The following is a 10806-nucleotide window of genomic DNA, read 5'->3' as shown; positions in this document are numbered from 1 at the left end:
GGCATTGCCGCCATGGACTGGGCCGCGCTGACCGACACGGTGACCAACTGCCAAGCCTGCAAGCTGTGCACTGGCCGTCAAACTGCGGTATTTGCTGGCGCGCAGGACGATGTGCCGCGCCGCGCCGACTGGCTGGTGGTGGGCGAGCCCCCCGACGATGCCGAAGAGCGCCAGGGTGTGCCGTTGGTGGAGGCCGCCGGGCTGTTGCTCGACAACATGCTCAAGGCGGTGGGCGTGAAGCGCACCGGCGCCGCGCTGGCACCCGAGGCAGCCGCTTATGTGACCAACGCCGTCAAGTGCCGCCCGGCCGTGGTGCGCAACCCGACGCCGGCAGAACTCGCCTTGTGTGAAAACTTCTTGCGCCGCGAAGTCGCTTTGGTACAGCCTAAAGTGATTCTGGCGATGGGCCGCTTTGCCGCCCAAATCCTGCTGCAAGCCAGCCAGCCCGACGTGGCCGCCATTCCCTTGGGCAAACTGCGCGGCCAGGTTTACCGTTACCAGGGAATCCCGGTGATCGTGACCTACCCGACCAGCTACCTGCTGCGCACGCCGCAAGACAAAGCCCGCGCCTGGGCTGATTTGTGCCTGGCGCTGGCGGTCCTCCAAGGTCCTCAGGCGTAAGTTACAGCGCCTGTGGTTGTCACGGTAATGGTTTTTCCGATCGTGGGCGTGTAGGTTTTGGAGGTGACGGTGCTCATGAATACATACTCGCCCTTGACCGCTGCAGCCGTCACAGTCATGAGCAAATAGCCGCGTTGCGTGGTGTTGCTGTAGTTCAGGTCGTCGACCAGGCCCAGGCCGCTTCCGAAAACGGTGGGTCCAGCCACCGCAGTGCCATCCAGTGAACTGGCCAAACCGCCCAGACCCGCGCTTTCAAAGCCGGGGGAGGTAACGGATGAGCCAGCAAATTCAACGCCTACTTTGGTGCCATTGAGAGTCGTTAAATTGGTGAACCAGGCGTTGTGCGAGTCGCCAGACAGGGCCACCAGTTTCTTGCCTTGCCCCAGGATGGTTTGCAAAACGGCTTCGCGGTTGCTGGGGTAACCGTCCCACGCATCGAGGTTGTAGGGAATGGTGGGGTTCAAGTTCGTGTTCAGCAAATCTGCCTGCGGTTGCGTAATGGCCGGGCCACCCAAAGTAGCACCATAGCGGGCACCTTTGGCCGTCAGGTAATCCGAGATGGCGGTCATGACGGCTTGTCCATTAACTTGAGTGGGAGCTGCAATGGCTGTGGCCTGTGCACTCAACACGGAGGCTGGAAACCACATGCGCGCCATGATGTCCTGGTTGCCCAGAAATTGCCAGGTGGCGGTGGACGCCGTGAGTTTGTCGGTGAGCCAGGACTGCTGCGTCGCGCTGATCATGGTGCGTGCTGCATCCGTGCCCATCGCCATGGCCGTCAGGTAACGCGTCACGCCACCATCGGTGTCGCCAAAGTTGTCGTACTGTTGGACACGCCCTTCAATCCGGGTGTCGAGCATGTGCAGCGACAGCAGGTTGCCAAAATCAAAGCTGCGGTAGATTTTGAGCAGGTTGGCGGTGTCGGGCGTGCGAATCGGCAGCCACTCGTGGTAAGCCTGGGCGGCGTTGTTCTTGCGGGTGGTCCAATCGCCCTGCGTTGCCGGGTTGTGATTTTCAGCGCCGGTCATATAGGCATTGTTCGCAAATTCATGGTCGTCCCAGATCGTGATCCAGGGCATTTTGGCGTGCAAGGCTTGCAGGTTGAGGTCCGATTTGTACAGGGCGTAGCGGGTGCGGTAGTCGCTCAAACTAACAATGTCGTTGGCCGGGCTGGTCACGCGGTTGAGCGTGACGGCCGTGATACTTGTATCAACATTGGTGTTGCCAAACTTGGCGGGGTCAGAGCCGTACTCGTAAATGTAGTCACCCAGATGAATGGCATATTGCGCATCCGATTTGGCCGCTGCATCGTAGGTATTGAAATAACCAGCTGAAAACAGTGTGCATGAAAACACGGCCAGTTTGACCGATGTGGCAGAAGAGGTCGGCAAGGTGCGGGTCGTTCCTACCGTAGAGACCACACCCGCATCATCTGTGAAGCGGTAGAAGTAGCTGGCGCCAGACGTCAGGCCGGTGACGTCCACTTTGGCGGTAAAACCGGTGGCCTCGGAAGCGACAAGGCGGCCTGATTTCAGAACCGTGGCAAAGGTGCTGTCGCTTGCTACTTGCCAGGACAGGCCCACGGCATTTGTGCTGCCAGGTATCTTGGCGTGGGTCCACAAAATGACACGGTCGGCCAGTGGGTCGCCACTGGCAACGCCGTAGTTGAATGTCGAAGGCGTCGCGTCGGAGCCGCCACAGGCGGCCAGTGAGCTGGCAACCACCGCTGCCGCAGAAGCAGAGGCGGTAGTGACCAAAAAGTTGCGACGGTTACTGATATCTGACATGAAAAACTCCTGAAAAGTAGTTCATTTAAAGCCCGTGATGTGACAAATAGATGAATGAACCCGCCAAATAAAAGGTTGTCACGAAGCCTTCACACTGACTTGCTTAAATAGGTCTTCGCACCCTTTTTAAAGTCAAACTCGTTCGCAAGAACGCCACCATGCCCCGCACATTTTTTATTGTTCTCGCGGTGCAGTTTCTATCCACCATCGCCGACAACGCGTTCCTGATCGTGGCGATTGCCCGGGTCATTGAGCAATCGGCTGCGGCCTGGGTCATCCCGGTGCTCAAAGTCAGTTTTACGCTGTTCTATGTGTTGCTGGCGCCGTTGGTAGGACCTCTGGCCGATTCGTTTCCGAAAGGTCGGGTGATGCTGTGGGCCAATTTTCTGAAGGTCTGCGCGGTACTCCTGTTGCTGGGCGGTATAGACCCGGTGCTGGCGCTGGCTTGCGGCGGCTTGGGGGCTGCCATTTATGCCCCGGCCAAGTACGGGCTAATCACAGAATTACTACCCGCCGATGAACTGGTCCGCGCCAACGGATTTTTTGAAGGCACGACGGTGTGCGCGGTTATTTTCGGAACGGCCCTGGGTGGCTTGCTGATCAGTGCCGTGATGCCTCATGTCAACTTGTCATCCTCGATTTCCTACCTGGGTGGCACTTCGACTGCGTTGATCGCAGGCATGCTGTGTCTGTTGGCCTTGTACAGCAGCGCCACGCTCTTGAGTCTGGGCGTGCGCGACAACGGTGTTCGCTACCCGGGGCATTCCATCCATCCTGTTGCGTTGATTCAACGCTTCTTCAAGGAAAACAAAATGCTATGGCGCGACCCGCTGGGCGGCTTGTCCATGGCGGTGACCACGCTGCTCTGGGGTGTGGGCGCCACCTTGCAACTCATCGTGTTGCGCTGGGCCAGCGAGTCGCTGGGCTTGTCGCTCACCCAGGCCGCCTACCTGCAAGGCGTCACCGCCGTGGGGGTTATCGTCGGCGCCATCCTGGCCAGCCGTTATGTGCGACTCGCACGCGCCACCCATTTGCTGCCGCTGGGGGTGGTGCTGGGTCTGCTGGTGCCGGTGATGTTGCTGGTGCACTCGGTGCTGATGGCGGCCCTGTTGCTGATGGTGGTCGGTGCCCTGGCTGGTTATTTTGTGGTGCCGATGAATGCGCTGCTGCAACACCGGGGCTGTACCTTGCTCACCGCCGGTCGCTCGATTGCGGTGCAAGGGTTTAACGAAAACGCCGGCATGCTTTTGATGCTGGCGCTGTATGCCCTGGCGACCGCTACCCAAGCTGACCTGCGCATTTTGATCACAAGTTTTGGCGTGCTGGTGTCCGTCACCATGCTCTTGATTCTGGTGCTTCAACGTCAACAAGGCGTGTTGCAAACGACCACCGGGCAGACTTGCTCCTGACAGGGTGCGCTGTCGTCAAACTGTCAAAAAACCATCATCAATTTGTTACTTTGGCGCATTAGCCTGTGGGGTGTGAACAATCAAAATGAACTATTCGTAGCGTCCTACGCTGCTCGCCCGCCCAGTCTCCGGATTGCTGTGGTCACTGAAACCTATCCACCCGAGGTCAATGGCGTTGCCATGACGTTGGGGAAAATTGTCGAGGGCCTGCTGGTGCGTGGACACGCCGTGCAAGTCGTGCGACCACGTCAGGGCGTTGAAGATGAACCGCCCTTGCGCGCTGGGCTGGACCAGGTCTTGTCGCGAGGCATCCCGTTGCCTACTTACGGCGAATTACGCTTTGGTTTGCCCTCTAAAAACCGGCTCATTAAACTCTGGACCGAGAAGCGCCCGGACATTGTGCACGTCGTGACCGAAGGGCCGCTGGGCTGGTCGGCGGTGTCGGCAGCGCGCAAGCTGAAGTTGCCGGTGACGAGTTCATTTCACACCAACTTCGAGAGCTACTCGCAGCACTACGGCATGGGCCTGCTCAAGTCACCGATTGACGGCTACTTGCGCAAACTGCACAACCGGACCCAGGCCACCATGGTGCCAACGCGCGCTATGCAACTGGCGCTGCAGAGTCGCGGGTACCAGCATGTGACGCTGCTGTCGCGCGGGGTAGAGACCCAGCAATTCTCCCCTGCCAAACGCTCGCAGGAACTGCGCACGCAGTGGGGTGCCGGCCCGGAGGATTTGGTGTTTTTGAGCGTAGGTCGGCTCGCCAAAGAGAAAAATGTAGGCGCTGTCGTTGCTGCGTTTCAAGCCATTCAGTTGCGCTTGCCCAAAGCCAAACTGGTCTTTGTCGGCGATGGTCCTTTGCGCAAAAGCATGGAGCAGGCGTGCCCAGGGGCCATTTACGCAGGCGTGCAAAAAGGGGAAGCCCTGGCGGCGCACTACGCTTCAGGCGACGTGTTTCTATTCCCCAGCCTGACCGAGACCTTTGGCAATGTGGTGCCCGAAGCGATGGCCAGTGGTCTGGCGGTGGTGTCCTTTGCCTGCGCTGCGGCGCAGGAGTTGATCACCACCGGTCAGAACGGCGTGCTGGTAGCAGGGAGCCTTGAGTCGGACTTTGTGCATGCGAGCGTGGCGCTGGCAAAGGATAGGAAGACGCAGGAGCAGGTTCGCAGTCAGGCTGCGGGCAGTGTGGCACACCTCAATTGGAACGCGATTTACGATGGCTTTGTGGCCACGCTCAGCGGCGTCGTGGAACGCCATGGCCATGCGTTTGCCACGGCCACACCGTTGCGTGGCCCAGTGGCATTCAGTCAGCCCAGCGCATGAGTGCCTGGCCCATCTTGATGTTTGCGCCCTGATGCAATTCCTGGCTCAGCGCAAAGCCCTTGGGTGCAAGGATGATGACAGTCGAGCCATGCTGAAACCAGCCCATTTCCTGCCCTTTTGAAAAATGCGCCTCGCAGTCGATGGTCTTGGGCCCTGAGTACTTCAAATGAAACAGCACATCCAGAAAATGCAGACGAATGCTGGCCACCAAAATAGCGGCCACCGGCACCAGCGCCACGCGTTGTCCCTGGCATGGCCCCGCACCGGTGAACTGAGTACGAATAAAAGAGCGCTCGTTTTTGCAGAACAATTTTTCAACGCGTTGCAGGGCGATGGGATTCACGTTCCAGGTGTCACCCGAAAAGTACCGCACCTTTTCTACCGTGCAATCGTAGGGCGCGTGAAAACGGTGGTACATGCTCGACGTCAGGCGCAGGGTGACGAAGTAGCCGTCCTGCCAGTCGGCCAGGTTTTCCTCGGTGCCCAGCAGGTCCTCCAGTGCATACGGAAACCCCTTGGCCTGAAACACCTGCGTGCCCCGAATCGGGCCATTCGCCCCCACGATGGCATCCACCGGACTCGCCATCACAGACGGGTCGTGGTCAACCGGGCGGGCCCCGTCTTTCAATTCGCGCGTGAAGCAGTCGTGCATGCTGCTGAAGCTTTGTTTTTTGGCCTCGCTGAGGTCCAGTGCCGAAAAGTATTTCCAGATGGCAATCGACGCATCGCGCACCCAGGGCTGCTCGATCTTGCTGAAGCGGCCCATGAACTGGGTCAGCCAGCGGCGCGGCAAACGGTTGGTGAGTAGGAAGTTCAGGTCTTCCTGGCTGAGTATTTTTTGAATTTGTTGGCGTAGGTTCATGACGTCAAAGCTCGTGTTTGGTAATTATTAAAAGGCATATTTTTGTGAATGAAACTATTGGATTGAATTCCTTGCTCTTGATCGGTGCCGGCAGCATCGCTTTGGTTGGTGCAGCTCGGAAAATTAAAAATCGCGCTGAGCTCTCGCTCGCCAAACACCGGTCCCTGGCGGGTCACCCGCGCATTGCCAAGCGCATTGCAGCTCAGTTGCCCACCTACAGCTACAGTGCCGAAGAGGCGTTTGGCCTGGACGGTGCGGTACCTTCGGTGGTGGCGGGCCGGCAGCGCGCCTTTGCCTCGCTGGTGACCCAGTTCAGCACCCGGTATGCCCGGAGCCGAGAGGCTGGCAGCGAAGTGGCCGGCGGCTTGTCCGACCTGCAATTCATCAGCGCCTACCGGATTCCGTTTCAGTTCAGGCAACTTGCCAGCGAGGGACTCAAGATCGGCTCGTTCGCCAAAGCGTCCTCGGGCGTCACTTTGACCGACCTGGATGACAATGTTTATTACGACCTGACCGGTTCCTATGGCGTCAACCTGTTTGGCAACGACTTCTACAAAGACTGTATTGACCAGGGCGCTGACGCGGTGCGCTCGCTCGGGCCGGTGCTGGGTTCCTACCACCCCGTGGTGGTTGACAATGTGGCGCGCCTGAAAAGCACCTCGGGCATGGACGAGGTTTCTTTTCACATGTCGGGCACCGAGGCCGTGATGCAAGCCGTTCGGTTGGCGCGCTACCACAGCAAGCGTGACAAGGTGCTGCGCTTTTGCGGCTCCTACCACGGATGGTGGGGCGATGTGCAGCCCGGCATTGGCAACCCGATTCGCGCCAACGACACCTTCACGCTGGCCGAGATGAGTGCCGCGACGTTGCGTGTTTTGCGCAACCGCTCGGACATTGCCTGTGTGCTGGTGAACCCCTTGCAGGCACTGCACCCCAATGCGCCGGCGCCGGGAGATTCTTCCTTGCTCGACAGTTCCAGAAAAGCCGGGTTTTCGCGCAGCGCCTACACCGCCTGGTTGCAGGACTTGCGAAAGATTTGTGATGACAAAGGCATCGCCTTGATCTTCGATGAAGTGTTTGTCGGGTTCCGCCTGGCCCCCGGTGGCGCGCAAGACTACTTTGGTGTGCGTGCCGACATGGTGACCTATGGGAAAACACTGGGTGGCGGCTTGCCGGTGGGTGTGCTCTGCGGAAAAAGCGCCTGGATGAAACGTTACAACGACGCGGTGCCTGCAGACATTTGCTTTGCCCGCGGCACCTTCAATGCGCACCCCTATGTCATGGGCGCCATGAACGAGTTTCTTAAACAGTTGGACCGCCCTGAAATCAGCCAGCTGTATGACCATCTGGATGACACCTGGAACACCCGCGCACAAGCACTTAACCGGCGTCTGTGCGAGGCGAACGTGCCGGTGCAGGTGGCGAACCTGTCCTCGATCTGGACCGTGCTCTACACGCAGCCCGCTTGCTACAACTGGTTGTTTCAACACTATTTGCGACTGGAAGGTCTGGCCTTGAGCTGGGTCGGCACCGGCCGAATTGTGTTCAGCCTGAATTACACCCAGCAGGATTTTGAGGAAGTGGCGAATCGCTTTGTGCGAGCAGCTCAAAACATGAAGCGCGATGGCTGGTGGTTGAGTGATCCCCTGACCACCAATAAATCCATCAAACGCCGTATCTTGAAAGAAGCACTCAAAGCCAGGTTCTAGCCGCAGCGGCTAGAACCGGTACCTCATGCGTGAGGTGCTTTGCTGTGCGGCTCAATCCACTCGCCGCGCAGCAAGGCGAGGGGCGATTTGTAGTACAGCATGATGTCGTGGAACGGGTCGGTCAGTATCTTGGTCATCCAGACCAGCCCGGCCATCACGCCCTTCAGGAAGAACAGGTGGACGGTTCTGAATACCAGGCCACCAACCCCAATCGCCAGCCAGATCAAGCCGGTGTGGCGGGCAAATTCCATGAGGCTGGTATGCGCTTCAAACAAGCCAAACAGCGTGGGGTCCAACAGCAGCAACACGGGGGACGCCGCCCAGATGGACAGCAACACCACCTTGCGGCGCAGGTTGTAGCCGACCTTGATGTCTTCCTTGTGCGCGTTGGTCGCCTGGTTGACTTCATCGTAGCCAAGGGGCTCAAAGAAAAAGTGACCCGATTGGCGCGTGGTCATGGAAATAAGCCAGGCGATCAGGGCGGCAATGGCCGGGTCCTTGAATAAAAACGCGTAGGCCACCAGGAAGCTGATAGCGCTGATCAGGTGCAGCGTCTGGTTGAGACGGCTGTGGTGATAGTAGCGGTGGTCGTCCCAGCGCTGGATGGCAAGTTGCTTGAAAAATTCAGACATTGAAAAGGTTCTCCTATCAAAGTAATTTAGGTCACTTTGATTTCAATATCGTGACAAGCCCTGGCTTACTTCAAGATGGGCTTCTCCAGCGCCGCATGGTCCAGGTCTGGTCTGTGCCAGGGGTCCACATGCGTCATCAGGTTGAGCACGCGGTGGCGTTGCAGCACCCGTTGGCGCGCCTGCACGGCGATGTCGTGGCCAGCTTCCACAGTGATCTGAGCATCGACCTCAATGTGCGCGTCCACCACGATCATGTCGCCCATCTTGCGGGTGCGAACGTCATGCACATCACTCACACCGGGCGTTTCCATCAGGGTCTTGCGGATGGCGAGGACCTCTGCTTCGTCCACGGCGCGGTCCATCAAGTCGTGCATCGCGTCCCAGCTGAAGCCCCAGCCCATTTTGGTGACCATGAAGCCCACAATCAGCGCGGCAATCGGGTCGAGAATTGGATATCCCGCCAGATTGCCGATGATGCCGATGCCCACTACCAGGGATGACGCTGCATCCGAGCGCGCATGCCAGGCATTGGCCACCAGCATGCTTGACTTGACGCGCTTGGCCACCGCCAGCATGTAGCGGAACAAAAGTTCTTTGGCAATGAGCGCGCCACCCGCGACCCACAGGGCAACGATGTGGACGGTCTGTATTGACTCGGGCGACTCCAGCTTGCGCGCAGCAGACCACAGCATGCCCACGCCGACTGCCAACAGCAAAGTGCCCAGAATCAGGGAGGCCGCGGTCTCGAATCGCTGGTGACCATAGGGGTGGTCTTCATCGGCGTCTTTTTGGGCGTGGTGGCTGGCGAATAGCACCACAAAATCAGCCACCAAGTCGGACAGCGAATGGATACCGTCGGCAATCAGGCCCTGCGACTTGGCAAAAATGCCCACGGCAATCTGGCTGATCGTCAATATCAGGTTGACGCCCACACTGACCCAGGTGCTGCGGGATGCAGCGGCAGCGCGTTCGGCTGGGGTGTGTGTGGCGTGGTCGGGGTCTTCGTCGATTTCGTTGAAATTCATGAATGTCGGTCGCTAGTCAGAAATCGATAAGTGTAGGCAGTGTTTGTGACGCGCGTTGGCTTAGGTCATATGCTGCGCGACGGGCGCATTTGCGGCGAAGAAATCGTCGGCGTGACCCCCGCCGAGCGTGACCGGCATCGACATGAAGGCAATCAGGATGACGGGGATCAGGGTTGCCAACACCACGCCAAGGTACTGGTGCAGAAAATTTTTCAGGGATGTATTCATGGAGAACCTCTTTGGTTGAGTGAATCGATGCCTGTATCTTCGCGCCTTCGTCTTAACGGCGCCTTAGGACATGGGCTCAGTACTTCTTACAATGCGGGCATGAAATTTCTAGACATGCTGAGCGCAGCTGAGCGCCAAAACGGTTCGATGTTGTGTGTGGGCCTGGACCCCGAGCCGGCCAAATTTCCGGGCGCCTTGAAAGGCGATGCCACCAAAATCTACGACTTTTGTGCGGCTATCGTGGATGCCACGGCCGATCTGGTGATCGCCTTCAAACCGCAGATTGCCTACTTTGCGGCGCACCGCGCCGAGGCGCAACTAGAGCAGTTGGTGGCCCACATGCGCCGCACTGCGCCCCATGTGCCGATCATTCTGGACGCCAAGCGCGGCGACATTGGCAGCACCGCCGAGCAATACGCGATTGAGGCTTTTGAGCGCTACGGGGCCGATGCCGTCACCCTGTCGCCCTTCATGGGCTTTGACTCGGTGCAGCCCTACCTGAAGTACCACGACAAAGGCGCGTTTTTACTGTGCCGCACTTCCAACCCCGGTGGCGACGATTTCCAGCCGCAGCGTTTGTCCAGCGTGGCAGGCGAGCCGCTGTTGTACGAGCACATAGCGCGTCTGGTGCAAGGCCCGTGGAACCTCAATGGCCAGCTCGGGCTGGTGGTGGGCGCCACGTACCCAGCCGAGATTGAGCGCGTGCGGGCGGTGGCGCCGACGGTGCCGCTGCTGATTCCCGGCGTGGGTGCGCAGGGGGGTGATGCGATGGCCACGGTCAAGGCCGGCTGGCGCGGGGTGGCCGGCGAGATTGGCACCACTGTGGCCCCAATCATCGTCAACTCGTCGCGTGCTGTGCTCTATGCCTCCAATGGCGCCGACTTCGTGCAAGCGGCCCGTCGCGTGGCGCTTAAAACCCGCGATGTACTTGAAGCTGCCAAGCAACAAGTTGGCGACTAAGGTTGGCTTTTTGCTATTTAAATAATAGCTGCTTATGCAGGTTACACGGGTGCTAGAGCCCGATTTGGCTTAAACCTGGAACACCGCCACGGTTTGTACCAGTTGCCCGGCCTGGCTGCGCAGGCTGTCAGCAGCGGCGGCCATTTCTTCGACCAGTGCGGCATTTTGCTGCGTCACCTGGTCCATTTGCGTCACGGCTTCGCCCACTTGCGAGACGCCCAGGCTTTGCTCGCTGCTGGCGGCGCTGATC

Annotated in this window: 10 protein-coding genes and 1 pseudogene; 5 read left to right on the top strand and 6 right to left on the bottom strand. The window is 58.9% G+C overall.

Annotation, left to right across the window (positions count from 1 at the left end; all coding sequences use genetic code 11):
• The coding region (locus WCG50_RS14330; RefSeq protein WP_336900282.1) for a uracil-DNA glycosylase at positions 1-621 on the top strand (621 nt) is incomplete at its 5' end.
• Here the strand turns inward: WCG50_RS14330 and WCG50_RS14325 are convergent.
• Positions 612-2408: an alkaline phosphatase D family protein gene (locus WCG50_RS14325; RefSeq protein ID WP_336900281.1), complete on the bottom strand. Its 1797-nt coding sequence runs from the start codon at positions 2406-2408 to the stop codon at positions 612-614. The two genes, WCG50_RS14330 and WCG50_RS14325, sit on opposite strands and share 10 nt — an antisense overlap.
• A 158-nt stretch (positions 2409-2566) precedes the next feature.
• Here WCG50_RS14325 and lplT point away from each other — a divergent pair, with 158 nt between their 5' ends.
• Complete coding sequence (gene lplT / locus WCG50_RS14320; RefSeq protein WP_336900280.1) at positions 2567-3817, top strand: lysophospholipid transporter LplT; 1251 nt, start codon at positions 2567-2569, stop codon at positions 3815-3817.
• A gap of 72 nt (positions 3818-3889) precedes the next feature.
• Positions 3890-5140 carry a glycosyltransferase family 1 protein gene (locus WCG50_RS14315; RefSeq protein ID WP_336900279.1) on the top strand — a complete coding sequence of 417 codons (1251 nt, stop codon included), beginning with the start codon at positions 3890-3892 and terminating at the stop codon, positions 5138-5140.
• Here the strand turns inward: WCG50_RS14315 and asd are convergent.
• The gene (gene asd, locus WCG50_RS14310; protein WP_336900278.1) at positions 5121-6002 is read right to left on the bottom strand and encodes an archaetidylserine decarboxylase; all 882 of its coding nucleotides are present in this window, start codon (positions 6000-6002) and stop codon (positions 5121-5123) included. The genes WCG50_RS14315 and asd overlap by 20 nt on opposite strands.
• Positions 6003-6046: 44 nt before the next feature.
• Between asd and WCG50_RS14305 the strand changes: the two genes are divergently transcribed.
• Positions 6047-7711: an aminotransferase class III-fold pyridoxal phosphate-dependent enzyme gene (locus WCG50_RS14305; protein ID WP_336900277.1), complete on the top strand. Its 1665-nt coding sequence runs from the start codon at positions 6047-6049 to the stop codon at positions 7709-7711.
• Between the two features lie 23 nt (positions 7712-7734).
• Here the strand turns inward: WCG50_RS14305 and WCG50_RS14300 are convergent, their stop codons facing one another.
• The 3 genes from WCG50_RS14300 to WCG50_RS14290 form a co-directional block, all read right to left on the bottom strand.
• Positions 7735-8343 (bottom strand): hypothetical protein, encoded by a 609-nt coding sequence (locus WCG50_RS14300; RefSeq protein WP_336900276.1) that lies wholly within the window; start codon positions 8341-8343, stop codon positions 7735-7737.
• 65 nt (positions 8344-8408) lie between these two features.
• The gene (locus WCG50_RS14295; RefSeq protein WP_336900275.1) at positions 8409-9368 is read right to left on the bottom strand and encodes a cation diffusion facilitator family transporter; all 960 of its coding nucleotides are present in this window, start codon (positions 9366-9368) and stop codon (positions 8409-8411) included.
• A 60-nt stretch (positions 9369-9428) separates the two neighbouring features.
• Positions 9429-9596 (bottom strand): hypothetical protein, encoded by a 168-nt coding sequence (locus WCG50_RS14290; protein WP_336900274.1) that lies wholly within the window; start codon positions 9594-9596, stop codon positions 9429-9431.
• A 99-nt stretch (positions 9597-9695) separates the two neighbouring features.
• On the opposite strand from WCG50_RS14290, the gene pyrF reads away from it, so the two are divergent.
• Positions 9696-10556: an orotidine-5'-phosphate decarboxylase gene (pyrF, locus tag WCG50_RS14285; protein WP_336900273.1), complete on the top strand. Its 861-nt coding sequence runs from the start codon at positions 9696-9698 to the stop codon at positions 10554-10556.
• Positions 10557-10625: 69 nt separating this feature from the next.
• On the opposite strand, the pseudogene WCG50_RS14280 reads toward pyrF, so the two are convergent.
• A pseudogene (locus WCG50_RS14280) lies at positions 10626-10806 on the bottom strand (methyl-accepting chemotaxis protein); the annotation flags it as partial.

Origin of the sequence: Rhodoferax sp. (genome assembly GCF_037143375.1) — a bacterium.
GTDB lineage: Bacteria > Pseudomonadota > Gammaproteobacteria > Burkholderiales > Burkholderiaceae_C > Rhodoferax.
This window is presented reverse-complemented; position numbering and strand designations above follow the sequence as displayed.

Coding starts and splice junctions, on each gene's coding strand:
- WCG50_RS14300 (WP_336900276.1), bottom strand. CDS start 8,343: ATGTCTGAATTTTTCAAGCAACTTGCCATCCAGCGCTGGGACGACCAC.
- WCG50_RS14290 (WP_336900274.1), bottom strand. CDS start 9,596: ATGAATACATCCCTGAAAAATTTTCTGCACCAGTACCTTGGCGTGGTG.
- WCG50_RS14325 (WP_336900281.1), bottom strand. CDS start 2,408: ATGTCAGATATCAGTAACCGTCGCAACTTTTTGGTCACTACCGCCTCT.
- WCG50_RS14295 (WP_336900275.1), bottom strand. CDS start 9,368: ATGAATTTCAACGAAATCGACGAAGACCCCGACCACGCCACACACACC.
- asd (WP_336900278.1), bottom strand. CDS start 6,002: ATGAACCTACGCCAACAAATTCAAAAAATACTCAGCCAGGAAGACCTG.
- pyrF (WP_336900273.1), top strand. CDS start 9,696: ATGAAATTTCTAGACATGCTGAGCGCAGCTGAGCGCCAAAACGGTTCG.
- lplT (WP_336900280.1), top strand. CDS start 2,567: ATGCCCCGCACATTTTTTATTGTTCTCGCGGTGCAGTTTCTATCCACC.